Source organism: Nonomuraea sp. NPDC050663, assembly GCF_044456985.1.
Taxonomy (GTDB): Bacteria; Actinomycetota; Actinomycetes; order Streptosporangiales; family Streptosporangiaceae; genus Nonomuraea.
Genome location: NZ_JBITGL010000023.1, coordinates 1 through 25,100, shown reverse-complemented (window position 1 = coordinate 25,100; position 25,100 = coordinate 1). Strand labels below are relative to the sequence as shown.

At 69.9% G+C, this 25,100-nt stretch carries 20 protein-coding genes; 7 read left to right on the top strand and 13 right to left on the bottom strand.

The features are described from left to right. Positions 1-186: 186 nt before the first annotated feature. On the top strand, positions 187-1,509 hold the full coding sequence (locus ACIBH1_RS43255) for a cellulose binding domain-containing protein (protein ID WP_397319918.1): 1,323 nt from the start codon (positions 187-189) through the stop codon (positions 1,507-1,509). Positions 1,510-1,548: 39 nt separating this feature from the next. Here ACIBH1_RS43255 and ACIBH1_RS43250 read toward each other — a convergent pair whose 3' ends face one another. The 4 genes from ACIBH1_RS43250 to ACIBH1_RS43235 all read right to left on the bottom strand — a co-directional run bounded on the left by ACIBH1_RS43250 (position 1,549) and on the right by ACIBH1_RS43235 (position 8,794). Next, positions 1,549-2,952 (bottom strand): protein kinase, encoded by a 1,404-nt coding sequence (locus ACIBH1_RS43250; RefSeq protein ID WP_397319917.1) that lies wholly within the window; start codon positions 2,950-2,952, stop codon positions 1,549-1,551. Beyond that, entirely contained in the window at positions 2,939-3,910 is a 972-nt protein-coding gene (locus ACIBH1_RS43245; RefSeq protein WP_397319916.1) for a LacI family DNA-binding transcriptional regulator, read from the bottom strand. The genes ACIBH1_RS43250 and ACIBH1_RS43245 overlap by 14 nt, the downstream gene beginning before the upstream one ends. Before the next feature lie 95 nt (positions 3,911-4,005). Next, positions 4,006-4,638 carry a two-component system response regulator gene (locus ACIBH1_RS43240; RefSeq protein ID WP_397319915.1) on the bottom strand — a complete coding sequence of 211 codons (633 nt, stop codon included), beginning with the start codon at positions 4,636-4,638 and terminating at the stop codon, positions 4,006-4,008. 4 nt (positions 4,639-4,642) lie between these two features. Next, on the bottom strand, positions 4,643-8,794 hold the full coding sequence (locus ACIBH1_RS43235) for a HAMP domain-containing protein (protein WP_397319914.1): 4,152 nt from the start codon (positions 8,792-8,794) through the stop codon (positions 4,643-4,645). Between the two features lie 210 nt (positions 8,795-9,004). Between ACIBH1_RS43235 and ACIBH1_RS43230 the strand changes: the two genes are divergently transcribed. After that, positions 9,005-10,450, top strand: coding sequence for a PP2C family protein-serine/threonine phosphatase (locus ACIBH1_RS43230; protein WP_397319913.1), 1,446 nt, complete (start codon positions 9,005-9,007; stop codon positions 10,448-10,450). 94 nt (positions 10,451-10,544) lie between these two features. Here ACIBH1_RS43230 and ACIBH1_RS43225 read toward each other — a convergent pair whose 3' ends face one another. Further along, complete coding sequence (locus ACIBH1_RS43225) at positions 10,545-11,411, bottom strand: TIGR03619 family F420-dependent LLM class oxidoreductase (RefSeq protein WP_397319912.1); 867 nt, start codon at positions 11,409-11,411, stop codon at positions 10,545-10,547. A 40-nt stretch (positions 11,412-11,451) separates the two neighbouring features. Beyond that, the gene (locus ACIBH1_RS43220; protein ID WP_397319911.1) at positions 11,452-11,865 is read right to left on the bottom strand and encodes a hypothetical protein; all 414 of its coding nucleotides are present in this window, start codon (positions 11,863-11,865) and stop codon (positions 11,452-11,454) included. Between the two features lie 201 nt (positions 11,866-12,066). Here ACIBH1_RS43220 and ACIBH1_RS43215 point away from each other — a divergent pair, with 201 nt between their 5' ends. Continuing rightward, positions 12,067-12,492, top strand: a complete 426-nt coding sequence (locus ACIBH1_RS43215; protein WP_397319910.1) for a ribonuclease domain-containing protein — start codon at positions 12,067-12,069, stop codon at positions 12,490-12,492. Between the two features lie 45 nt (positions 12,493-12,537). On the opposite strand, the gene ACIBH1_RS43210 is transcribed toward ACIBH1_RS43215, so the two are convergent. From ACIBH1_RS43210 to rho, 4 genes are all read right to left on the bottom strand, one after another. Continuing rightward, entirely contained in the window at positions 12,538-14,043 is a 1,506-nt protein-coding gene (locus ACIBH1_RS43210; RefSeq protein WP_397319909.1) for an APC family permease, read from the bottom strand. A gap of 95 nt (positions 14,044-14,138) precedes the next feature. Next, the gene (locus ACIBH1_RS43205; protein ID WP_397319908.1) at positions 14,139-15,893 is read right to left on the bottom strand and encodes an alpha/beta hydrolase family protein; all 1,755 of its coding nucleotides are present in this window, start codon (positions 15,891-15,893) and stop codon (positions 14,139-14,141) included. Positions 15,894-16,052: 159 nt separating this feature from the next. Continuing rightward, complete coding sequence (locus ACIBH1_RS43200; RefSeq protein ID WP_397319907.1) at positions 16,053-17,030, bottom strand: putative RNA methyltransferase; 978 nt, start codon at positions 17,028-17,030, stop codon at positions 16,053-16,055. Between the two features lie 10 nt (positions 17,031-17,040). After that, entirely contained in the window at positions 17,041-18,138 is a 1,098-nt protein-coding gene (rho, locus tag ACIBH1_RS43195) for a transcription termination factor Rho (RefSeq protein WP_397319906.1), read from the bottom strand. 236 nt (positions 18,139-18,374) lie between these two features. On the opposite strand from rho, the gene ACIBH1_RS43190 reads away from it, so the two are divergent. Together ACIBH1_RS43190 and ACIBH1_RS43185 are read left to right on the top strand one after the other, a co-directional pair. Next, a complete protein-coding gene (locus tag ACIBH1_RS43190; protein ID WP_281389635.1) occupies positions 18,375-18,506 on the top strand; it encodes a hypothetical protein in 132 nt (43 codons plus the stop codon). Between the two features lie 79 nt (positions 18,507-18,585). Continuing rightward, positions 18,586-19,218, top strand: coding sequence for an MBL fold metallo-hydrolase (locus ACIBH1_RS43185; protein WP_397319905.1), 633 nt, complete (start codon positions 18,586-18,588; stop codon positions 19,216-19,218). On the opposite strand, the gene ACIBH1_RS43180 is transcribed toward ACIBH1_RS43185, so the two are convergent. Continuing rightward, the gene (locus tag ACIBH1_RS43180; RefSeq protein ID WP_397319904.1) at positions 19,138-20,376 is read right to left on the bottom strand and encodes a nitrate/nitrite transporter; all 1,239 of its coding nucleotides are present in this window, start codon (positions 20,374-20,376) and stop codon (positions 19,138-19,140) included. The two genes, ACIBH1_RS43185 and ACIBH1_RS43180, sit on opposite strands and share 81 nt — an antisense overlap. A 26-nt stretch (positions 20,377-20,402) precedes the next feature. On the opposite strand from ACIBH1_RS43180, the gene ACIBH1_RS43175 reads away from it, so the two are divergent. Further along, a complete protein-coding gene (locus tag ACIBH1_RS43175) occupies positions 20,403-20,861 on the top strand; it encodes an NUDIX domain-containing protein (protein WP_397319903.1) in 459 nt (152 codons plus the stop codon). Here ACIBH1_RS43175 and ACIBH1_RS43170 read toward each other — a convergent pair. Both ACIBH1_RS43170 and ACIBH1_RS43165 read right to left on the bottom strand, forming a co-directional pair. Next, positions 20,858-22,756: a nitrate- and nitrite sensing domain-containing protein gene (locus ACIBH1_RS43170; protein WP_397319902.1), complete on the bottom strand. Its 1,899-nt coding sequence runs from the start codon at positions 22,754-22,756 to the stop codon at positions 20,858-20,860. The two genes, ACIBH1_RS43175 and ACIBH1_RS43170, sit on opposite strands and share 4 nt — an antisense overlap. 59 nt (positions 22,757-22,815) lie before the next feature. After that, positions 22,816-24,447 (bottom strand): IS200/IS605 family accessory protein TnpB-related protein, encoded by a 1,632-nt coding sequence (locus ACIBH1_RS43165; protein ID WP_397319901.1) that lies wholly within the window; start codon positions 24,445-24,447, stop codon positions 22,816-22,818. Positions 24,448-24,572: 125 nt separating this feature from the next. Here ACIBH1_RS43165 and ACIBH1_RS43160 point away from each other — a divergent pair, with 125 nt between their 5' ends. Beyond that, positions 24,573-25,004 carry a hypothetical protein gene (locus ACIBH1_RS43160; protein WP_397319900.1) on the top strand — a complete coding sequence of 144 codons (432 nt, stop codon included), beginning with the start codon at positions 24,573-24,575 and terminating at the stop codon, positions 25,002-25,004. Positions 25,005-25,100: the final 96 nt, after the last annotated feature.

Below are 25,100 nucleotides of genomic sequence, written 5' to 3'. Positions count from 1 at the left end.
GCGCTCCCAGCATGCGCTTGCCGTACCGTCGCAACAAGCTTGTCAAGTTCGCGCTCACGGTCACCTGGTCCGACTTGTGAAACTTTCACCCGGGTGCGCAGGTGGTTGCCGTGACCCGGGAGGCATTTTTGGGGGTCTCCAGGGGCCTCTGCCTATTTTGGGAGCGCTCCCAACCTTGGAGGAACCATGCGAGTCCTGATCGGCTTACTCCTCGCCCTGGGCTTCCTGGCCGCACCGGCCGAGGCCGCCCCGGTGATCTGCGAGAAGTACGGCTCCACCTCGATCCAGAACGGCCGCTACATCGTCCAGAACAACGTCTGGGGCGCCGACACCGCCCAGTGCATCGACGTGAACCAGAACGGCGGCTTCACGGTCACCCAGGCCCAGCACAACAACCCCACCAACGGCGCCCCCGCGGGCTACCCCTCCATCTTCGCGGGCTGCCACTACGCCAACTGCACCACCGGCAGCAGCCTGCCGATGCGGGCCTCCGACAGCCGGTTCGGCAACATCCGCACCGGCCTCACCTACGGCTATCCCTCGGGCGGCACCTACAACGCCGCCTACGACCTGTGGTTCGACCCGACGCCGAGAACCGACGGGCAGAACACCGGCGCCGAGATCATGATCTGGCTCAACCGCCAGGGCTCCATCCAGCCGATCGGCTCGCGCGTGGGCACCGCGACCCTGGCCGGGGCGACCTGGGAGGTCTGGTTCGGCAACATCGGCTGGAACGTCGTCTCCTACGTCCGCACCAGCACCGCCACCTCGATCGAATTCGCCGTCGACACCTTCTACTCCGACGCCGTCAGCCGCGGCCACGCGCAGCGTTCGTGGTACCTGACCAGCGTGCAGGCCGGGTTCGAGCCGTGGGTGGGCGTCGCTGGCCTGTCGGTGAGCAACTTCAGCTACACCATCGGCAGCGGGCCCACCGACCCCACGCCGCCCACCGCTCCGGCCAACCTGACCGCCACGGGCACCACGTCGACCTCGACGAACCTGTCGTGGAGCGCCTCGACCGACAACGTCGGCGTGACCGGCTACGAGATCCTGCGCAACGGCACCCAGGTCGGCACCTCCAGCACGACCGGCTTCACCGCGTCGGGCCTGACCCCGAGCACGGCCTACCAGTTCCAGGTGCGCGCCCGTGACGCGGCGGGCAACGTCTCGACGCCGTCCAACACCGTCAGCGTCACCACCCAGTCCGGCGGCGGCACCGGCGGCTGCACGGCCACGGCGAGCGTGCAGTCGCAGTGGCAGAACGGCTACGTCATCCAGGTGAACGTCCGCAACACCGGCAGCTCCACGATCAACGGCTGGACCGTCGGCTTCACGCTGCCGTCGGGCCACACGATCACCGGCTCATGGAACGCCGCGTTCACCGGCACCACCGCCCGCAACGCCGCCTTCAACGGCACCCTGGCACCCGACGCCTCGACGAGCTTCGGCTTCCAGGCCTCCAGGCCGAACGGCGACACCTCCCTGCCGAGCGGCTTCACCTGCTCCTGACCGCGGTCAACCGGGTACGGCAGGCGCCTGCCGTACCCGTCAGGTCTTCTCGAGCATCGCCGAGGCGATGCGGGTCAGCTGGATCTCCAGCTCCACCCGGTACGACGGCGGCAGCCCGCCCTCCCGCTCGCGGTCGGCCAGCTTCTGCCGCATGCCCGCGACCTGCTCCTCGGTCGGCCGGGGCGTCGACAGCAGGTTCTGCAGCACCTGGCGCAGGTCGAGGGCGACGTCGGCGCGGATCCCGCTCTTGGCCAGCACCTCGTGGAAGGCCTGCACGGCCGTGACGACCGTGTCGGCCCGCCGGGTCGGCGCCGGGATCGTCGAGGGCCGCACCGTCCTGGCGGGCGCGGGGGTGGACACCGGGGCGGACCGCTGCGGGGCGGCGGGCGAGGGCGTGGACAGCCAGGGCGTGGACTGCGACGGCGCGGAGTACGACGGGGTGCGTTCCGGTGTGACGGTGACCGCCGGGTGCGCCGCCGTGCCCGGCCGCTCCGGCGTCGCAGCGGGGGAGTCGGGCAGCAGCGCGGTGATCTCCGCGGCCACCACCACCGCGCAGGCCATCGAGGCCGCCACCAGCAGGCCGGTGCGCCTGCCCGGCCGGTATACCAGCGCGCGGGCGGCCTCCGCGGCGCTGGGCCGCGCGGCGGGATCGGTGGCCAGGCACCGCCGTACGAGCCGGGCCAGCGCCCAGGGCGCTCCCGCCGGCTTGGGCGGTTTCCCGGTGCGACGGACCTCCTGGAGCTCCTCCCAGGTGGTCTCCGGATAGGGCGTCGTGCCGGTGAGCATCGCGTAGAGCAGCACCCCGAGCGCGTAGACGTCGACGGCCGGATGCGCGGGCGCCGCGCCGATCCGCTCGGGCGCCACGAACGGCGGCGTGCCGCTGCCGTGGTCGGGGTCGCCGACCCTGGCGGCGATGCCGAAGTCGAGCAGCTTGGGTCCGTCGGGCGTGAGCAGGACGTTCTCCGCCGACACGTCCATGTGGACCACGCCCAGCTCGTGCGTGGCCTGCAGGACCAGCGCCATGCGGCGGCCGATCTCGGCGGCCTCCTCCCATGGCATCGGCCCGTCGCAGATGCGCTCGGCCAGCGGCACCCCGTCGAGCAGGCGCATCACGACGTAGGCGGCGATGTCGCCCTGGCTGGTGATGCTCTCGCCGTAGTCGTAGACGTCGACGACGCCCGGATGGCCGATGTGCGCGGTGACCCGCGCCTCCGACCTGGTGCGGTCGCGGGCCTCGGGTCCTCCGCGCAGCGGCAGGCTGTGCACCTTGACCGCCACCAGGCGCGACAACGACTGGTCGAAGGCCCGCCAGATGACCGACATGCCTCCCTCGGCCAGCGGCTCCAGCAGCAGGTAACGGCGGGCGAGCAGGCTGCCCGCCTCCAGCCCCGGACCCCGGCAGGCCTGTTCGGCCGGCTGGTCCGGCGGGTCAGGCGGACGCACGGACGACCAGCTCCGTGGGCAGGATCGGATCCCGCCTGATCTCTCCTGACAGCAGGATCCTGGTCGCCACGGCGGCCAGTTCCTCGACCGGCTGCCGCACGGTGGTCAGCGCGGGGACGGTCCGCTGGGCGATGGGCGCGTCGTCGAAGCCGATCACCGAGACCTGCTCGGGTACGGCACGGCGGGCCCGGCGCAACGTCTGGAGCGCTCCGGCGGCCATCGGGTCCGAGCAGGCGAACACCGCGTCGAGCCCGGGGGAGTGGCTGAGCAGCCACTGCATGGCGTGGGCGCCGGAGGCGGCGGTGAAGTCGCCGTAGGCGACGAGCGGGTCGGGCAGCCCCGCCTCGCGCAGCAGGCGCGTGAAGCCGGCGATCCTGTCGCGGGTGACGGAGAGCTGCGGCGGTCCCGCGATCACGGTGAGCCGCTGGCGACCCGACAGCAGGAGGTGCTCGGCGGCCTGGCGGGCGCCGTCCCTGTTGTCGACGTCGGCGTACGGCAGGCGCAGGGAGTCGGGCGGGCGGCCGATGCACAGGAGGGGGATGCCTGAGGCGGACAGGGCGATGGGCAGGGGATGGCGCTCCCTGGCCCCCAGGAGCAGCACCGGCCCCGTGAACGAGGGCACGGTGGTGGCGGTGGGCGAGACCGTGGCCATCATGAGCTGGGTGCCGTGTTCCTCGAGCACCGCGTTGGCCGCGGACAGGAACCTGGTGTAGAAGGGCTCGGAGAATAATCGTGGCAGGTGGTCGCAGATCACCGCGGTGATGGCGGCCACCTGACGGCGGGCCGACACCCCGCGCGGGGCCCGGTGTCGCACGTAACCCAGGCGCGACATGGCGTCGTAGACCTGTCGCCGCGTGGCGGTGCTGACCCGGACCGAGCCGGAAAGAGCTCTGGAAGCCGTGGCGGGGGAGACTCCTGCCGCGGCTGCGACCTGTGCCAGCGTGGGCAGATCCGACATCGCGCACCCTACCCGAGATCTTGAGAGCGCTCCCAAATTACCAACGTTTCTCCGGTGTTAACAGGCCCTTCTTCGTTTTTTCCTGACAGCCCTGGTCAAGTCAGGGCGTCAAAACCTGCTCGCAGGTGAGCGACCCTTTCCGTGAGGTCGCTGATCGCCGACGACGTCGAGGAGTCGCCCGATTTGCGAGCCTGCTCGCGCGCCCGCGCCAGCTCGTCCTCCACCGCCGTCAGCCGTCGCGCCAGCTCCGGCAGCACCGCCGCCTGATCCTGGGGCTCACCGGGAGGCAGCTCGCCGGTGAGGCGCTCGCGCAGCAGCACCGCCTGCTCGGCCAGGCGCCGGTTCATGTTGTAGAGCTCGACGAAGACCTGGACCTTGGCCCGCAGCACCCAGGGGTCGAAGGGCTTGGTGAGGTAGTCGACCGCCCCCGCGGCATAACCGCGGAAGGCGTAGTCGGGAGCGCTGTCGACGACCGTCAGGAAGATGATCGGGATGTTCCTGGTGCGCTCGCGCCGCTTGATGTGCGCGGCGGTCTCGAACCCGTCCATGCCCGGCATGCGCACGTCGAGCAGGATGAGGGCGAACTCGGTGCCGAGCAGCGCCTTCAGGGCCTCCTCGCCCGACCGTGCCCGCACGGGCACCAGGTCGAGCGAGCTGAGGATCGCCTCCAGGGCGATCAGGTTCTCCTCGCGGTCGTCGACCAGGAGGATCTTCGCGCGATCCGCCATGTGATCAGGATCCTTCCTCGCTGGTGTCGGGGGAGCCGTCGGAACGGCCGCGGCTGAGCCATCCGCGCAGCCGCTCCAGAAGCCGGTCGACGTCGACCGGCTTGGGCACGTAGTCGGAGGCGCCGGAGGCGATGCTCTTCTCGCGGTCGCCCCGCATGACCTTGGCGGTCAGCGCGATGATCGGCAGGTCGGCGAACTGCGGCATGCGCCTGATCGCCGAGGTCGTGGCCCAGCCGTCCATCTCCGGCATCATGATGTCCATCAGCACGAGCGCCACGTCCTCGTTGCGTTCGAGCTGCTCGATGCCCTCGCGCCCGTTCTCCGCGAACACCACGGTCGCGCCCTGCTGCTCCAGGACGCTGGTGAGCGCGAAGACGTTGCGGATGTCGTCGTCGACGATGAGGATCTTCGACCCCGACAGCGGGTCGTCACCCTGCCAGCGGCGCGCTCCCGCGGGCTGCTGCAGCTCGGGAGCCTGCGGCAGCGGCAGGTCGAAGGCGAGCTCGGGCAGCGACACCGGCGGCTCCTCCTGCTGCACGGCGGGCGCCGTGCGAGGCGCCTCGCCCCGCGCGGAAGGGCCGACGTAGGTGGCCGGCAGGAACAGCGTGAACGTGCTGCCCTTGCCGACCTCGCTGTCGACGCGGATCTCGCCGCCGAGCAGCCTGGCGATGTCACGCGAGATCGACAGCCCGAGGCCCGTGCCGCCGTACTTGCGGCTGGTGGTGCCGTCGGCCTGGCGGAAGGCCTCGAAGATGATCTCGCGCTTGTCCTGGGCGATGCCGATGCCGGTGTCGATCACCTCGAAGGCGATCACGGTGTCGACGTCGCGCAGGGTGGCGTGCTCGTAGGCGGTGTGGTCGGGCGCCTTGACGACGCGCAGCCGTACCTCGCCCTTGGGGGTGAACTTCACGGCGTTGGACAGCAGGTTGCGCAGGACCTGCTGCAACCGCTGCTCGTCGGTGTGGAGCTCCTGCGGCACCCCGTCGACCTCGATGCTGAAGTTGAGGCCCTTGTCCTGCGCCAGCGGGGCGAAGGCGGCCTCGACGTAGTCGAGCAGCTTGGGCAGCGAGAGCTGGGCGGGATGGATGTCCATCTTGCCCGCCTCGACCTTGGAGACGTCGAGGATGTCGTTGATGAGCTGCAGCAGCTGCGAGCCCGAGCCGTGGATGTGCTTGGCGTACACCACCTGCTGCTCGGTGAGGTTGCCGTCGGTGTTCTCGGTCAGCAGCTTGGCCAGCACGAGCAGGCTGTTGAGCGGCGTGCGCAGCTCGTGCGACATGTTGGCCAGGAACTCCGACTTGTAGCGGCCGGAGACCGCCAGCTGCTCGGCACGCTCCTCCAGGGTGCGGCGGGCCTGCTCGATCTGGAAGTTCTGGATCTCGATGGCGCGGTTCTGCTTGGCCAGCAGGGCGGCCTTGTCCTCCAGCTCGGCGTTGGAGCGGCGCAGCTCCTCCTGCTGGCGCTCCAGCTCGTCCGAACGTTCCTGCAGCTCGGTGGTCAGGCGCTGCGACTCCTTGAGCAGGTCCTCGGTGCGGGAGTTGGCGATGATCGTGTTCATCGTGACACCGATGGTCTCGACCAGCTGTGTGAGGAAGTCGAGGTGCACCTCGCGGAACTTGCTGAAGGAGGCGAGCTCCAGCACGCCCAGCACGCGGCTCTCGAACAGGATCGGCAGCACCGCGATCTGGACCGGGATCGACCTGCTCAGCCCGCTCTCGATGGTGATGTACTGCGCGGGCACGTCGTCGAGCGTGATCGGCAGGCCCTCGATCGCGGCCTGGCCGACGATGCCCTCACCCAGCGCGAAGGTCGGGCGCGGGCTGCGCTCGGGCCTGACGCCGTAGCCGCCGATGAGGATGAGGTTCTGCTCGCTCTCCGGATCGATGGCGTAGAAGGCGCCGTAGCGCGCGGTCACCAGCGGGGTGATCTCGCTCATGATCAGCTTGGCGACCTCGACCAGGTCGCGGTGGCCCTGGGTGAGGCGGGAGATACGGGCCAGGTTGGACTTGAGCCAGTCTTGTTCCTGGTTGGCCTGGGTGGTCTCGCGGAGGTTGGCCACCATCGAGTTGATGTTGTCCTTCAGCTCCGCCAGCTCACCCTTGGCCTCCTCCTCGATCGAGCGGGTCAGGTCGCCCTGGGCCACGGCGCTGGTCACGGTGGCGATGGCGCGCACCTGGTTGGTGAGGTTGCCGGCGAGTTCGTTCACCGACTCGGTCAGGCGTTTCCAGGTGCCCTCCACGCCCTCGACCCGGGCCTGGCCGCCGAGCTGTCCTTCCGAACCCACCTCGCGGGCGACTCGGGTGACCTCGGAGGAGAATGCGGACAGCTGGTCGACCATGACGTTCATCGTGGTCTTGAGCTGCAGGATCTCGCCCTGGGCGTCGACGTCGATCTTGCGGGTCAGGTCGCCCTTGGCGACCGCCGTGGTGACCTCCGCGATGTTGCGCACCTGCGAGGTCAGGTTGTTGGCCATGAAGTTGACGTTGTCGGTGAGGTCCTTCCACACGCCGGACACGCCCTGCACCCGGGCCTGCCCGCCGAGCTGGCCCTCGGTGCCGACCTCGCGGGCGACTCGGGTCACCTCGTCGGCGAACGACGAGAGCTGGTCGACCATCGTGTTGAGGGTGTCCTTCAGCTGGAGGATCTCGCCCTGCGCGTCGACGGTGATCTTCTTGGTCAGGTTGCCCTGGGCCACCGCGGTCGCCACGGTGGCGATGTTGCGGACCTGGATGGTCAGGTTGTTGGCCATGAAGTTGACGTTGTCGGTGAGGTCCTTCCAGGTGCCGGAGACGCCGCTCACCTGGGCCTGCCCGCCCAGCTGGCCCTCGGTGCCGACCTCGCGGGCCACGCGGGTCACCTCGGCCGCGAACGACGAGAGCTGGTCGACCATCGTGTTCATGGTCGACTTCAGCTCCAGGATCTCGCCCTGGGCGTCGACGTCGATCTTGCGGGTCAGGTCGCCGTTGGCGACGGCGGTGGTCACCTGGGCGATGTTGCGCACCTGGTAGGTCAGGTTGTTGGCCATGGAGTTCACGTTGTCGGTGAGCTCCTTCCAGACGCCCGAGACACCCTTCACCTCGGCGCGACCGCCCAGCTTGCCCTCGGTGCCCACCTCGCGGGCCACCCGGCTCACCTCGTCGGCGAACGACGACAGCTGGTCGACCATCGTGTTGAGGGTGTCCTTCAGCTCCAGGATCTCGCCCTGCGCGTCGACGGTGATCTTCTTGCTGAGGTTGCCCTGGGCCACCGCGGTCGCCACGGTGGCGATGTTGCGGACCTGGATGGTCAGGTTGTTGGCCATGAAGTTGACGTTGTCGGTGAGGTCCTTCCAGGTGCCGGAGACACCGCTCACCTGGGCCTGCCCGCCCAGCTTGCCTTCCGTGCCGACCTCGCGGGCGACGCGGGTCACCTCCTCCGCGAAGGCGGAGAGCTGGTCGACCATCGTGTTGACGGTGTTCTTCAGCTCGAACATCTCGCCGACCGCGTCGACCGTCACCTTGCGTGACAGGTCGCCCTTGGCCACCGCGGTCGTCACGACGGCGATGTCGCGCACCTGGGCCGAGACGCGGCTCGACATCTGGTTGACGGCCTCCGTGAGGTCGCGCCAGGAGCCGGACATGCCCTTGACCTCGGCGCGCCCGCCCAGCCTGCCCTCGGTGCCGACCTCGCGGGCCACGCGGGTCACCTCCGAGGTGAACAGCGAGAGCTGGTCGACCATGCCGTTGATGGCCTTGCCCAGCCGCCGCACCTCGCCGCGCGCCGAGCGCTCCAGGTCCATCCTGCGCGACAGGTCGCCCTTGGCCACCGCGTCGATCACGTCGGCGGCGCCGCTCACGGGGCTCACCAACGCGTTGATCAGCATGTTGACCGACTCGACGCTCTCCGCCCACGCCCCGACGCCCGGACCGGGGGTCAGCCGCTCCTGGAAGCGGCCTTCCTTCACGACCTCCCGCCGCACCCGGTGCAGCTCGTTGGCCAGGTGCTCGCGCCGGTCGGCCACCTCGTTGAGCAGGAGACGGACCTCGCTGAGAATCCCGGGAGGCGCATGAGGAACCCGACGGCGGAAATCGCCGTCGCGCCATGAGAAGAGCGTCTCCAGAATCGGGACCAGATCCGACTCGGTATACGTTCTCTCCTCAGGAGTGGAAACAGACATGTGACCTCCTTCACTCCCGGGGTGCAGCCGCGAGTGATGCCAGTCTGTCACGATCGCTTGCCACCAGTCCTGCCCTTGGATTTACCCCATGTCAACGGGAAGTGTGGTAGGCACGGAGCAATGACTGGTTCTCCTCGTGCTCTCCTGGCTGCCACCTTCGCCCCTGGCGAGAGCGCTGTGCCCTCTGCGCAGCGGTTCACACGTGAGGTGATGACTGCCTGGGCCGCCGCTCCGGTGCTGCGTGTCGCCGAGCAGGTGGCCAGTGACCTGGTCACACAGGTGTCCAACGAACCTTTCGAGATCATTTGGAAACATTTGGGCGACGCCGTCCAGGTCGAGCTGCGCCAGCGGATCTCCCACGACTCCGATCCCAAGGGCCCGACCGCCGACGTCGAGGAGTGGGGGATCACCTTCGCGGGCGAATCCCGTGTCCATTGGGCAAGGATCGCGCTACCGGGCTCGGCCGAGTCGGTGCAGGCCGAATGGTCGGAGGAGACCTCGCGCGGCCCCCACTGGCTGGGGTTCCTCGCCGACGCGAGCGACCTGCTCGCCGGCACCCTCGACCCCGGCATGGTGCCGGCCATCATCGCCCAGATCGTCGTCCCGCGCCTGGCCACCTGGTGCGCCGTCTACACGATCGAGTCGGCCTCCGCCCCGGCCAACCTGGCCTACCTGTGGCACTCCGACGAGTCGCGCAACGACGACCTGCGCGCCATGTTGACCGGCTTCGCCGTGCCGCGCGGCATCTCCATCACGCACCTGGGCGACTCCCAGGTCGTGTCGGTGCCGCTCATCGCGCGCGGGCGCGCCCTCGGCGTGATGTCCCTGGGCAGGCCCGACCGGTTCCCCGACGAGACCGTCCAGTTCGCGGAGGACATCTCCCGCCGCGCCGCCCTGGCCCTCGACAACGCCCGGCTCTACGCCGAGCAGGCGGCCGCCCGCCGCGCCCTGCAGCGCAGCCTGCTGCCGCCCAGCGAGCCCGTCGTGCCCGGCCTCGACTACGGCGTCATCTACGAGCCGGCGGGCGAGGGCAACGAGGTCGGCGGCGACTTCTACGACCTGTTCAAGGCCGGTGACGGCTCCTGGCGCTTCGCCATCGGCGACGTGTGCGGCACCGGCCCCGAGGCCGCCGCCGTCACCGGACTGGCCCGCCACACGCTGCGCCTGCTGGCCCGCGAGGGGTACGGCGTGGCCGCCGTGCTGGGGCGGCTCAACCAGGCGATCCTGGAGGAGGGCGAGCGAGCCCGCTTCCTCACCCTGCTCCACGGCGAGATCACGCCGAGCGAGTCGGGGCTGGAGCTGCGCATGGTGTCGGCCGGCCACCCCGAGGCGCTGCGGTTGCGCCCCAGCGGGGTCGTCGAGCCGGTGACGACGCCGCAGTCGCTGCTGGGGGTCTTCCCCGAGGTGGTCTTCGAGGCCGACACCGTGCACCTGGATCCCGACGACGTGCTGCTGGCCGTCACCGACGGGGTGACCGAGCGGCGCAGCGGCGGGCGGCTGCTCGACGACGACGGCGGGCTGGGCAAGATGCTCGCCGAGTGCGCGGGGTTGTCGGCGCGGGCCGTGGCCGAGCGCATCCGCCGCGGCGCCGCCGACTTCGCCCCCGAGCCCAGCGCCGACGACCAGGCGATCCTGGTGCTGCGAGCCGAGCGCTAGCCGTACGGCCGCCTCCGGTTCCACGTACGGCGAGCTGGTCGTACGGCGTCGCGGCGGTTCTACGGCGAGGCGGTCGTACGGCCTCGCCGTGGCTTCACGGCGAGGGCGGCTGGTCTCGCAGGCCGAAGCGTTGCGCGAAGGCGGCCATCTCCTCGCGGCGGGCCGACGGCTCCTCGGCGGCGGCGCTCACCACGATGCGCGTGACCCCCTGCAGAGCCAGCGCCTCGACCTGCTCGGGCGTGATGTCGATCGACCCGGCCCTGGTGTACTCCAGCGCGCCGGGATCCCGCCCCGCCTCGGCGGCCGCCGATCGGGCGGTCTCCCACTGCGCGGCCCGCTCCTCGGCGGTCAGCGCGCCGCCCGGGAAGAACCCGTCGCCACGCCGTCCCGCGCGCCGCGCGGCCGCCTGGCTCGACCCGCCGACGTGGATCGGCAGCCTGCCCAGCGGCCGGGGAAACTGCACCAACCCGTCGAAGGAGAAGAACTCCCCGTCGAAGGCGACGCCGTCCTGGCCGCCCTGCCACAGCAGGCGCATGACGTCGATGGCCTCGTCGGCGCGCCGCCCGCGCGTGGCGAAGTCGACGCCCACGGCCCCGGCCTCGCCGGGCAGCGCCCCGAGTCCCACGGTCAGCAGCCGCATGCGCCCCTTCGACAGCACGTCGACGGTGGCCAGCCGCTTGGCCAGGACGACCGGGTGGTGGTACGGCAGCAGCAACACGCCCGTGCCGAGCAGGATGCGACGCGTCGATGCCGCCACGAAGCCCAGCGTGTCGAGCGGGTCGAGGTACGGCAGAGCGGGTGGCAGCTCGTAGCGCCCGACCATCGCGCCCTTGTAGAGCACGATGTGCTCGGGCACGTAGAAGGACTCGAAGCCGCACTCCTCCGCATCCTGCGCGTAGGCCATGATCCCGTCGGGGTCGATGCCGTGGTAGGGCGTGCTGTAGCTGATGCCGAATCTCATGACGGCGACGCTAGAACCCTGTCGCCGGTGTCAGGGCAACTCAGATCCGGTCGAGCCAGTTGCGCCAGACCCAGCCGCCCTTGTGGCTGCCCTGGCTGATCTTCACCCAGTGCGACGGGCCGGTGCCGGGTTCCGCGCAGTTGCCGAAGATCGGGCGCTCGCGGTCGGGGGAGATCCAGGCCTGGGTCGTGTACTTCTTGCCGGGGCCCGACTTGACCGGGATGGGCTTGCTGGCGTTGACGTAGTAGCGACAGGTCGCCGTGCTGGTCGGGCTGGGCGCCGCGGACGGGTCCGCCGGGGCGGACGCGGTCGCCGTCCCGGTCGCCGTCGTGGTCGGTGTCGGCGTCGGCGTGGGCGTGGCGGGTGCCGCCGACGCCGGTCCGGCGACGAGGCCGGCGAGCGCGACGGCCCCGGCGAGGGTGGCGCCGGCTACTGCACGAAGGGCGTGGCCCATGATGATTCCCCCAGTTCATCGCACCGCGGTCGCGGCATACCCCATCGATCATTAGGGACAAATCTGGACAAATGAAGCAGGTTGATGAAGGCCTGATGGGCGGATTGCCGACTCTGTACGAAGGCCCCCGCCAGCTATGCCGATTTGCGCAAGTGTTCTTCGCAGTCCGTTGCCATGGGGCGATCGTCTAAGGGCACGGCCATGATCCCCAGCGACTCGGAGGCTCTGTTGCGTCTGCCCCGGCTGACCAGATTCCTGCTCGTCCTCACCGCGGTGTTCGCCGTCACCGTGCCGACCTCGGCACCGGCCTCGGCCGCGGTCTACCCCACCTGCACCATCGCCAGGTGCGACGACGCACGCACCGCGCGCGCCGGCTGGGCGGCCCTCGGCTTCCCGACCAGCCGAGGCTGGTACTACTGGAGCCCCACCGGCCTGTACAACTTCACCGGCGGGCGCCACTACAACCGCGAGCGCCAGCTGCCCGTGGCGGCCACCTACTACGAGTACGACCTCTACTCGCGCGACAGGGGCGCCCGCCGCGACGCCCTGCGGATCGTCGTCAACCGCAGCACCGGCGCGACCTGGTTCACGCCGGACCACTACCGCAACTTCTACCGGCTGAACTGACCGGCCAGGGCGGCCCCTCGCGATCGAGGAGCCGCCCGCCGCTCGTCAGTCGCGCTCGACCGTGTCCTCCAGGACGATACGGCCGATGAGCCGGTAACGGTCCGGGCGCCGGGCCTTGAGGTAGAGCGCCAGGCCCGCGCCGGCCACCGCGAACCCGATCACGATCCACGGGATGGCGGTGAACAGCGCCGACTCGGCGGCGGCTCCCGCGGCCGCCTTCTGGTTCTGCAGCAGCAGGACCACCACGTAGCCCATGAGAACGCCGCCGGCCAGCGGAGCGATCAGGGTGCGCCAGGTGCTCGCCGTCTCCGGGTGCTTCTTCCTGACGTGGAAGTAGCCGATGACCGCGAACGAGCACATGGTCTGCACGATGAGGATCGCCATCGTGCCCAGGACCGCCAGCAGCGTGTACAGGTGCAGGTAGGGGTCCATGCCGGCGGCGAAGAAGGCCAGCACGAGGACGAGGGAGACACCCGTCTGCACGAAACCGGCGATGTGCGGCGAGCCGTGGACCGGGTGCGTACGGCCCAGCGTGCGTGCCGTACCGGGGACCAGGTTCTCGCGGCCGAGCGCGTAGAGGTAGCGGGAGGCGCAGTTGTGGAAGGCCATCGCGCAGGCGAACGAGCCGGTCAGGATGAGGATCTTGAACAGGCCGACCGCCCACGAGCCGAAGAGCTCGCCGGCGGGCCTGAAGAAGATCTCGGCGAACGACTCGGCCGCCAGCGCGGTCGCGCCCTTGCCGTTCGCGGCGACCGTCATCCACGAGACGAAGGTGTAGAACAGGCCGATGCCGACCACCGACACGAGCGTGGCGATCGGGATGATGCGCTTGGGCTCGCGCGACTCCTCGCCGTACATGGCGGTCGACTCGAAGCCCACCCACGACCAGAAGCACATGAACAGGCCCAGACCCACGGCGCCCTCGGCCAGGCCGGTGACGGTGAAGGCGTTGACCGGGTTGAGCGTCTCGGCCATCAGGCCGTCGGGGCCGCCGCCGGTGACCAGAGTGCCCAGGGCGACCGCCCCGAGCATCGCGATCTCGGTGATCAGGAAGACGCCGAGCACCTTGGCGGTCAGGTTGATGTCGAAGTAGCTCAGGACGGCGTTGAGTGCCAGCCCGACGACGGCGAACACCAGCCAGTGGATCTCCACGCCCAGCATGGTCTTGAACAGGTCGTGCCCCGAGTAGGCGAAGAAGCCGATGATCGAGGCCTCGAAGACCACGTAGGCCATGGTCGCCAGCAGCCCGGCCACCATGCCCGCGACCTGGCCCAGGCCGTGCGAGATGTAGCCGTAGAAGGCGCCCGCGGCGGTGATGTGCTTGGCCATCGCGGTGTAGCCGACGCTGAAGATCGTCAGCACGACGGTGGCGAACAGGTAGGCGGCGGGAACGCCGAGGCCGTTGCCGAAGCCCACGACCATCGGGACGTTGCCGGTCATCGCGGTGATGGGCGCGGCGGTGGCCACGGCCATGAATATGACGCCGATGAGGCCTACCGCGTTCTTCTTGAGGCGGTTGACCTCTGGCGTGTGCTCAGCGGTTGTTGTCACGTTCAACCCTCCGGAGGGCGCTGGGGTGGCGCGATGCTGGCAGGCCGGAGGGCCGACGTTCAATGAGGCCGGAGGGGGTAACTGTTGACGATCTGTCAGATGTGCTTGCGGGCGAACTCCAGCTGAGCGCTCAGCTGGGCGATGCGCTCGCCGACGACGAGCGAGCGGCGGCCCGACTCGTACATGTAGACGTCGTGCTCGCGGCCGTGCTCGGAGAGCTTGGCGATGTACTTCTCGAGCTGCCTGGTCGTGATGACCTTCTCGGTCTCGCTGGCCAGGATCAGCACGGGCTGCTTGATCCGGTCGACGTAGGTGATGGGGGAGCTGGCCGCGTAGCGTTCCGGCTGCTCGGTGGGTGAGCCGCCGAACACCGCGCGGTACAACGCGCGCAGACCCTCGGTGGCGTCCTCGTAGGCGGTGACACAGCAGCCGATGGGCATGTTCGCGATGCCCGCCGCCCACAGCTCCGGCTGGGTGCCCAGGCCCAGCAGGGTCAGGAAGCCGCCCCACAGCCGCCCGGTGAGCGCGGTGCGGTCGGGATCGATGATGCCGCGGGTGACCAGGTGCTGGCGCACCGCCGCGGCGTCGCTCAGCTCGATGTGGCCCACCTCGCCGTGCAGCGCGTCACGCCAGGCCGCGCCGTACCCGGTCGAGCCGCGGTAGTTGACCCGCACCACGGCGAATCCCGCGTCGACCCAGGCCGCGGCCTCGGGCGAGAAGGAGTCGTCGTCGTGCGACCAGGGGCCGCGGTGCAGCAGGAAGACGGCGGGGTGCGGCCCGGAACCGTGCTCGGGGCGCGAGACGAGCGCGTGGATGCGCCCGCCCTCGCCCTCGACGTCGATGTCCTCGACCGGCACGCTCGGCGGCGCGGACGGTCCGCCCTGCATGACCAGCTGGCCGGTCGTCGAGCGGATGACCGGCGGGCGCGAGCCGCTGGACCAGGAGTACTCCACCTGGCCGCCGGGGCGCGGCCGGGCCTCCTCGATGACGCCGTGCGGGGTGTCGATGGGGGTCAGGCCGCCGCCGGCCAGGTCGTAGCGGTGAAGGTAGGTGCGCGCCCGCTCCTCGCGCCTGATGAGCAGCGCCCGGCCGTCGGCGTACCACTCGGCGCTCAGCTCGCCCGAGTCCTTCAGCCAGATCTCGCGCCGTTCGTCGGTGACCGGGTCCCACACGAGGGGCTCGCTGCGCCGGCGCCGCTCGTGCAGCGCCAGCAGGCGGCGGTCGCCCAGGACGGGGGAGAAGCTCAGGCCGCGTACGGCCTTGCCGGGGTCGGACAGCTCGCCCACCACCTGGCCGTCCTGGCGCACCACGCGCAGCGCCGGGTGGCGGAAGTCGCCGTTCTCGGTGTGGTTGAGCGCGACCAGTTCGCCGTCGAGGGTCATGTCGGTGACCCAGGCGGCCTCGGAGTGCTCGTAGAGAGCGCGTGGCTGCTCTCCCGGGCGGATCTGGTAGGTGGCGAAGTAGCCGCCGTGCGCGAGGCTGATGACCGCCACGCCGGTGGCCGAGACGGCCAAGCCGCCCGGCTGGCCGATCTCCACGCCGGGCGCGACGACCTCGTCGGGGCCGCCGCGGAACGGCTGGCGCATCCACATGCCCAGCTCGTCGCCGTCGATGCCGCGGAACCAGTAGATCCACTGGCCCGTGGGGTCGATCGCGGCGTACTCCGTGGTGCCCGCGGGCTGGTCGGTGACCTGCCGGGTGGCGCCGGTGGTGCGGTCCCAGGCGTAGATCTCCCAGGTGCCGGAGGCGTCGCAGCGATAGATCGCTCGGTTCGGGGCCTGACGTGCCCAGGTGGGCAGCGTCATCCGGGGAGCCCGGAACCTGGCTTGCCAGCGTTCCTCGGCCTTCATCAGCCGCGTTCCCTCCTCTGGCCCGGCCTAGGTTGCCGTCCAGTATTGCGCCTGAGGCCAGAGAAGATGTGGTGATTGTGCGGGAATATGAGGAAATTACTCCTCAAACCGCCCATCAGTAACATCAGCCACACCAGTCAGTCAAGGAAGGGGTCTTGATCATGCTAGGGCTTCGAAGGTAGACAGGTGAAACTCGGCCCCCACCGCCACCTTGCCATGATTTTTCGCCAGGCGTTCCTTGAGTCCTGACATGTCGGTGTGCCACGCGCTTGGTCCCATCGCCACCACCTGAACGATCTCCGCGCTGTCGAGCAGCATCCGGGCCCTCACGGTCCGCCTCCCGACCTCGGTGAAACCGGTCAGGCTCCGGGAGATCCGCTGCTCCTTTGCATCATCAACCGACAACAGACCCAGTTCGTCAACCAGGGGACTGAGATGTGACCTTCCCGGTGTCACGACGACCAGCCTGCCGCCCGGCTTGAGCACGCGGAGGAACTCCGGTCCGTTACGCGGGGCGAAGACGTCGATCAGCAGGTCAGCGGCGTTGTCGGCGATGGGGAGGGGCTTCCAGACGTCCGCGACGAAGGCGCCCAGGCGCTCGTGGGCCCTGGCGGCTCGCTTGATCGCGTGCTTGGAGATGTCGAAGGCGATGCCCGTCGCTCCGGGCAGGCGGTCGAGCACGGCGGCGAGGTAGTAGCCGGTGCCGGCACCGGCGTCGACGACCACCGGCGAGTCGTGGGCCGGGGAGTCGTGGGCCGGGGAGCCGTGGATCGGGGAGCCGTGGGCCGGGGAGCCGTGGGCCGGGGAGCCGTGGATCGGGGAGCCGTGGATCGGGGAGCCGTGGGTCTCGGTCGCCCGGGTCGGGGGCACGCGGGCCGATGGGGCGGTCGCGGCGAGCTCGGCCAGCGCGGCGGCCAGCGGCGCGTAGTGCCCTGCGGCGAGGAAGGCGGCGCGGGCGGCGACCATCTCGGGGGTGTCGGCGGTTCCCGGCGCCTGGGAACCGGCCAGGAAGCTCACATATCCCTGCCGCGCCACGTCGAAGGCGTGTCGCCGGGGGCATCGCACCGCGCCGTCCGCGAGCCGTACCGGGTCGTGGCAGACCGGGCAGCGGAGGTGGTCGACGATGTCAGCGAGCATCCGTCCATTATCAGGCGGACAGCGCCTCGGCCAGGAAGGCGGCGTTCGACGGGGTCTCGCGGAGCTTGCCGATCAGCAGCTCCAGCCCCTGCTGCTTCTCGAGCGAGGTGAGCATGCGGCGCAGCTTCCAGACGACCTGCTGCTCGCCGGGGGCGAAGAGGAGCTCCTCGCGCCTGGTGCTGGAGGAGTCGAGGTCGACGGCGGGGTAGAGGCGCTTGTCGGCCAGGCCGCGCGACAACCTGATCTCCATGTTGCCGGTGCCCTTGAACTCCTCGAAGAGACCGTCGTCCATCTTGGAGCCCGTCTCGACGAGAGCGGTGGCCAGGATGGTCAGCGAGCCGCCCTCGCGCAGGTTGCGGGCGGCGCCGAAGAAGCGCTTGGGCGGGTAGACGGCGCCGGCGTCGATGCCGCCGGTGAGCACGCGCCCGCCGCCCGGGGCGAGGTTGTTGTAGGCGCGCCCGAGCCGCGTCAGCGAGTCGAGCAGCAGGACCACGTCGTGGCCCAGCTCGACCAGGCGCTTGGCGCGCTCGACGGCCAGCTCGGCCACGGCCGCGTGGTCGCGGTCGGGACGGTCGAAGGTGGAGTAGGCGAGTTCGCCCGGGATGGTCTCGCGCATCTCGGTGACCTCCTCGGGACGCTCGCCGACCAGGACGGTCATGAGCGTGACCTCGGGGTGGTTGCGCGCGATCCCGGCCGCCAGCGCCTGCATGACCATGGTCTTGCCGGCCTTGGGCGGGGCCACGATGAGCCCGCGCTGGCCCTTGCCGATGGGGGCGAACAGGTCCACCACGCGGGTGGTGAGCGAGTCGGTCTCCACGTTCAGCCGGGAGTCGGGATGGACGGGGGTGAGATCGTTGAAGTGCGGTCGCGAGCGCCACTCGGCGCTGCCGTTGACCGAGACGACCTCGGTGAGCTTGGTGCCGGTCACGAGGGCGACGACGTGGTCTCCCGAGCGCAGGCCCAGCTGCTTGACGCGGTCGGTCGAGAGCCGTACGTCCCCGGGTGAGGGGGCGTAGGAGGTGCGCAGGAACGCCGCGCGGTCGCGGATGTCCAGCAGCCCGCTCACGGTCGTGGCAGGGCGCTGCTTGGGAATGGTTTCTACAGACATGAGGATCCCTTGGAGGGCAGCCCGCTTGAAGCGGGGAAAAGAAATGGAATCGGGCGGAGCTGGAGCTCGACGCCGCTGGCACCTAGAACGCATCACCCGATCGGACTATTTCCCGGGAAGTCGCTGACGCGACTGCGTACTAGGTCATAGAACGATTAGCAGCGCGGGGGTCATCGTGTCAAGTGCACTGCAACCGACCCGTGCTTCCATGGCTTCACCACAAGGGGGAGAGAAAGATGCAGAAGACCCACTGCCCTGACTGTCACCAGCAGCTCGACGAGGGCCCGATCGTGTACCGCTGCGCCAACTGCTGCCGCGCGGTCTACGCCGCCGACCTGGACAACGAGTTCCACCCGGTCGCCGCCTGAGACAATCGGCCGCATGCCGTACGAGTCACGAAGAATCGGTACAGTCGAGATAACGCCGCTGTGCGACGCTGCCGGCCCGATGGGGCCCTCGCTCCGCAGGCCGTTCCAGGAGACCTTCCTCGGGGCGACGCACGACGAGGGCGAGTGGATCCTCCACTTCCACTGCTACCTGCTTCGCGGCGACGAAGGCCACGTGACCCTGGTCGACACCGGCATCGGGCCGACCTCCGACTGGGCGCCGGCTCCCGGACACCTGCTGCGCGAGCTCGCCGCGGTGGGGGTCGAGCCCGGCGACGTCGACACGGTGATCATCACCCACATGCACAGCGACCACTACGGCGGCACCGTCGTCGACGGCAAGCCGGTCTTCCGCAACGCGCGTCACATCGTGCAGGCGGCCGAGCCCAACCCGCTGGGCGAGCTGATGACCACCGTCGACGGCGACGCCGAGGTCGCCCCTGGGGTGTGGGTACGGCACACGCCAGGGCACACACCCGGTCACCAGATCGTCGAGACCGGGGAGTTCACCCTGGCCGCCGACATCCTGCACCATCCCGTGCAGCTGGCCGACCCGACGATCCGCTATGTCCACGACCACGACGCCGACCTGGCCTCGCGGACCCGGATCGCGCTAGTCGAGCGCCTTCGTGCCGAGCGCAGGCTCCTGGGCACCGCGCACTTCCCCGAGCCCTTCGTCCAGCTGGGCGAGTAGCCGCCTGGCCTTGGCGCGGTACCGGAGCACCTGGACCACGCCGAGCAGCCAGACCGGATACTGCAGCAGGAAGGCGAGCCGGTAGTCGTCGAACACCTCCAGGCCGATCGCGATCAGCGCGATCACCGACATGGAGGCCAGGAATCCGCCGCCGTTGACGATCCCGGTCGCGGCGCCGATGCGTGCGGCCGGGTTGAAGGTGCGCGCGTAGTCGAACCCGATCATCGAGCCGGGGCCGTTGGCGGCGAGCACCACCACGAGCACGACGAGCAGCCACATCGGCGCGCGCCCCGGCCAGGCCAGCACCACCGTCCACGCGGCGACGGTCGATCCGATCACGCCGAGCACCAGCCAGGAGCGCCGCAGCGGGTAACGGCCGGCCAGATGGCCCAGGACGGGGCCGCAGACCATGCCCACCGCCGTGAGGGTCGCAAGCAGCACGCCCGCCGTCTGGGGCGCCAGGCCCTGGCCCTCGACAAGGAACGGGTAACCCCACAGCAGGAGGAAGGCGGCGGCGGAGCACTGCGTGGCGACGTGGGTCCACATGCCCAGGCGGGTGCCGGGATGAGTCCAGGCCGCCTTCAGCCCCGGCTCCGCGACGCGCCCCGACGGCTTGTCGCGCAGGACGGCGATCAGCAGCACCGCCATGACCACGCCCACCCCCGCGGCGCCGTAGAAGGTCGGCGTCCAGCCGTAGGTGTGCAGCGCGGCGATCATCGGCACGGTCGAGGCGATCGCGCCGAGCTGGCCGATCAGGCCCGTCAGCTGGACGAGCAGCGGGTTGCGATGGGGCGGGAAGGCCAGGTTCACCAGGCGGATGACGCTGATGAACGTCATCGCGTCGCCCAGGCCGATCAGCATGCGGGCCGCGATGCCGTACAGGAGGTTGTCGGACAGCGCGAAGACCAGCTGGCCGGCGGCCATGGTGAGGGCGCCGGTCAGCAGCAGGCGCTTGGAGCCGAAACGGTCGAGCAGGACGCCGACGGGGACCTGCATGAGGGCGTAGACGAGGAGCTGGAGCATGGCCAGCGTGGCCATGCCCGCCTCGCCGACGCCCATCCGTTCGGCGGCGTCGAGGCCTGCCACACTGAGCGATTGTCGGTGGAAGACCGCGACGAGGTAGGCGAGCACGCCGACGGCCCAGAAGAGCAGCGCCATGAGTAAAAGAGTACTTAGGGGATTTCATGGACAATTACTGGCAGTCCGTTTACCGGGTGCTCGCCGGGTCCGGGGCCTACATCACCGACCCTGACGGGCGGGTCCTCCTGGTCAATCCGAACTACCGCGACCACTGGCTCTTCCCCGGCGGCGGCATCGACGAGGGGGAGGAACCGGCGCGGGGGTGCGTGCGCGAGGTGCGTGAGGAGCTCGGGCTGGAGCTGGCGGCCGGGCAGCTGCTGGTGGTGCAGTGGAACGACGCCCTGCCGCCCCGGCCCTACCCGCTGGTGCACTTCCTGTTCGACTGCGGCACGCTGCCCGCCGACACCCCCATCGCGTTGCAGGAGGCGGAGCTCGACGAGTACGGGTTCTTCAGCGTGGATGAGGCGCGCGAGCTGCTTCCGGCGCCCGCGCACGCCAGGCTCGTGCTCGCCGCCGAGGCCCGCGACTCCGGCACCACCCGCTACCTGCTCAACGGCGGCTAATTGCTGAGGGCCAGCTGGTCGGCGATCACCGAGCTCGGCAGCAGCACCGTGGCCGTCAGCCCGCCGTACGGCGACGGGCCCAGCGTCACGGTGATCTGGTGACGGCCCGCGAGCCTGCTCACCACGAACAGCCCCAGCCGGTCGCTCTCCGCCAGATCGAACTCCGGGGCGGTGCGCAGCCGCGCGTTGAGCTCGTCGAGGTCGGCCTGGGGCAGGCCGAGCCCGCGGTCCTCGATCTCGATCGCCAGGCCGCCGCCCTCGTCGGGCCGGAACGCCCGAACGTCCACCCGCGTGGTCGGCGGAGAGAACAGCGTGGCGTTCTCGATCAGCTCGGCGAGCAGGTGCACCACGTCGGCCACCGCCCCGCCCGTGAGCGCCAGCTTCGGCGGGAGGGTGATCTCGACCCGCGCGTACTCCTCGACCTCGGCGGCCGCCGCGCGCAGCACGTCCACGATCGGCACGGAACGGCGCCAGCCGCGCCCCGCCGCCTGGCCCGACAGGATGATCAGGCTCTCCGCGTGGCGGCGCATGCGCGTGGTCAGGTGGTCCAGCCTGAACAGGTCCTCCAGGGTCTCCGGGTCGGGCGCGGCCTTCTCCATCTCGTCCAGCTGCAGGAGCTGGCGGTGGAGCAGCGACTGGTTGCGCCGCGCCAGGTTGACGAAGACCTGGTTGACGCCGTGCCGCAGCCTCGCCTGGCCCGCCGCGGCCTCGATCGCCGTGGTCTGCACCGAGTTGAACGCGTGCGCGATGTCCGCGACCTCGGTGGTCAGCGTGCGGATCTCCAGCGGCATCGACTCGGGTACGGCACGCGGGTTGCTCTGCAGGCGCCTGACCACCTGCGGCAGCCCGGCATGCGCCAGCGCCGTCGCCGCGTCACGCAGCCCGGCCAGCTCGCGCACCAGCTTGCGGCGGAAACGCAGCGAGACCCAGATCGCCACACCCACGGCCACCAGGCCCAGCACGCCCGCCACCGCGATCTTGACCAGGATGCTCGAGGCCGCCGGGGTCACCCGGTCGACCAGACCCGCCACCGACTGCACCTGGTTGCGCTCGATCTCGCCCCACAACTGCGCGCTCACCCCGGGCCACGAGGCCGACGACGCGGGGAGGCCGGTGCCGATGGACTGCGCCTGGACGACGTCCTCGATCTCCAGGAAACGCTTGTATCGCGGCGAGCCCTCCAGCTGGAGGTAGGGCCGGCGCAGGTTGCCGTCGAGGTACGACAACGCCTGCTCGAACAGCAGCCGCCGGGTGGCGACCGTCTCGGCGAACATCGCCCGGACCTCGTCGTCGACCCGGTCGGCCGCCATGACCACGACGATCAGAGCCCGCTCGCGCGACATCAGCTCCTTGGCCTCGCCCAGCGAGGTCACCGCCCGCGCCTGCCGGTACAGCGCCAGCTCGGGCACCAGGATGAGCTTGTCGTACATGCGGAAGCCGGCGTCGACCATGCGGTTGTAGACGCCCATCGCGCGCACCACGGTGACCGTGCGCCCGTCGACCTCCCCGCGCAGCGAGCGCAACCCGTCGAGCTCGCGCGTGAGGGCGTTCACCTGGGTCTTCAGCTCGGGAGCCAGGCTCCCCTGCTCCTCGATGGAGGCCGCCAGCCTGGCCACCGCCACGTCGGTGGCGGCCCGCTGCCGCACCAGGTCGTACTGCCTGGGCGCCCCCGTGTACAGCTCGACCGTCAGCAGGCGCTCGCGCTGCAGCTCGATGTTGACCTGCTCGGAGGGGGTGGCCAGGTTCTCGACGAGGCTGTCGATCTCCAGCAGCCGCAGCCCGTCGTTGCCGGTCAGGCCGGCGGCGAAGCCCCATAACCCGGCCAGCGCCACCAGGGGGACGGAGAGCAGGATGAGGATCTTGAGGGCGATCGGGCGGCCACGCTTGGGGGGCATGTGGACTCCGGGGTGCAAGATAAGAGCGCCTCGAAGATTACACCGTTCCTTGTCGGGGTTCAGGGAGAAATGTCGCGACTTGACGCCTGATCCCCGCGCGCATCCCGAACGGTCGTGGATGCCCTGGTCTCCCGCGTACAGTCGTCGCCCGGCGGGCGTGCCTCGGGAGCACGATCCGTGACGAGATGGCGGGGTTCCTCACGCTTCGGCGCCGACGACGCGGCCTGGACGGTCCGAGGCCCATGCTCATCGCTCTGGTGAGCATGGGGCGGTGCCGCCCGACGCCGGATCGTCAGCCCCATAGCGCGTCGTCCGATCGCGACCGCGGCCGCGTCATGGCGAGTGAGAGTTCGACGGCCGGTGCTCAGGGGACGTCGCCAGTGTTCGTCGCCCCACCGGGAGGTATACGCGGGGTCCACGGCCACGATCGCCAGGCCATACGCGGTCGCCATGGCCGTCAGCCGAGCCCGCAACTTGCTGGTCGGAATTCCCGAGATGACCTGCCTGAGGCGCCGGTTGTGGCCGTAGGCCTCCCTGGTCTTGGCGGCGGCGAAACGGAGGTCTTCGACCGCGATGGCCCGCACACCGCGCTGTCTCGCCCAGTGGAGCAGTCGTGCAAGGGCGTGCCGGACCTGGGCGTCGCGATGGGGCGCCCTGCCGGACAGGTCGTAGAAGAAGCGGCGCGGGCCACCGACTGGATTGCCCTTCGCATCAAGGTGATAGGCGGCCAGATGGTCGGCGTTGAGATCGACACCGATCACCCCCTCCGCCAGCGCGGTTTCGAGTGGAATATCTGGGAGGGGCGAGCGTTGCCACGAGGCGGTCAGATACCAGCGGTTCCGTGCCACATCGAGGTGTATGCGATAGGCCACCGCGCGGCGGAGGGTGATGCGATCGGCCCACTCGACGCGGCGATGAGCGAAAGCCACTCGGGCGTTCAGCACATATCGAGCGCGTGGGGCATTAGCCAGATACGCCAGTGGGGCCGGGAGCCGCAACGAGACTTCACCATCCGGCGTCACCCGGATGGTCTCGTTGCCGAGGTGCTTGCCCGTCTCGCCGTCGGCGGCCAAGTGCCAGCGTTCGGCTTCCCAGAGAGCTCGCCACGTCACTTCGGTCAACCCGGCGGGCTGAAGGTGATGTCGGGTGTTGAGCAGGCGCCGGCCACCGCGCACCACGTGGACCGCTCCGGACGCGAACTCGGCCCTCAATCGCTCCAGTCGTCTTTCGAGCATGCCCGATCGCCGCGCTTTGGCATGCCACTCCTTGCGGGACCGGTAGCCACCTGGCAGTCGTCTCGTGCCCTTGGATCGCAGAGGCTGCGACAGCCTGTGTCGTATCATCCGCGTCGCCGACTGCAGTGACTCGATGTGCCGTTGTTGACATCGGCGGGCCAGCGCCCACTGATCGTTGCTCGCCCTGGTTATCGATCCCGCCCAGCGAGAAGACGACTGAGCGGTCAGCTCCCGCTTGCGTGCTGCCCAGGCCCTGCCGTCATGGGTGCGTCCATCGGAGCAGCGTGACTTCACATCGGCCGAGGCCAGACTGCCCAGGTGAGCTCCGACCGCCCGCAGCACCTGCTCGTCGCGCGCAGTCAGACCTTTGAGCCGATCACGGATCGCCACTGCCGGCGGGCCTTCGGCCACGAAGGGCTTGGCGATCTGCCGCAGTTGCCTGTCTGGCTGGGACATGTAAGCAACCTATCGACCATCGTTCGACATTTATTCGAACATTTGGAAGATCTTTTGCTGTCCTCGCCGTTGCCTCATGCTGTTCACTCAAAGAACTGCCATAAAAGCTACTTTTGGGGATTTCCGTGCGTCTTCCGCGTTCCTCGTCCGGCTGGACCATTGCGGTCTTCGGCTTCCTCGCCTTCGCCCTGGGCCTCTACGGGCTCGTCCAGCCGGACGGGCTGCTCGGGTTGCTGGGCTTCGAGGTGCTCGGCGAGCGGGCGCCCGGCGACTACACGAAGGTGTACATGGCGGCCTCGTCGATGGCGGCGATCAACATGGGCGTGTACTACGTCTTCGCGGCCGCGCACGACTTCGTGCCGTTCTTCCGCTGGACGGTGCCGTTCCGGCTGGTGACGTTCACGGTGTTCACCACGCTGGTGGTCACGGGGGCCGCGCCGCAGGAGTTCCTGGGCGTGGGGATCTGGGAGGGGGCGGGGGCCCTCATCACCGGCTTCGCGTTGTGGAGGGAAGGGCGGCTGACGCCGTCGAAGGCGCAGGAACCGGTGGCCGGCTAGGTGTACTGACCACAGAGGTTGAGTACAGGGGATGATCGTTTTGGCATGAGGAAGGGCTTCCGGGTTCGGTGTGGATTGCGACATCTACCCCTGAAC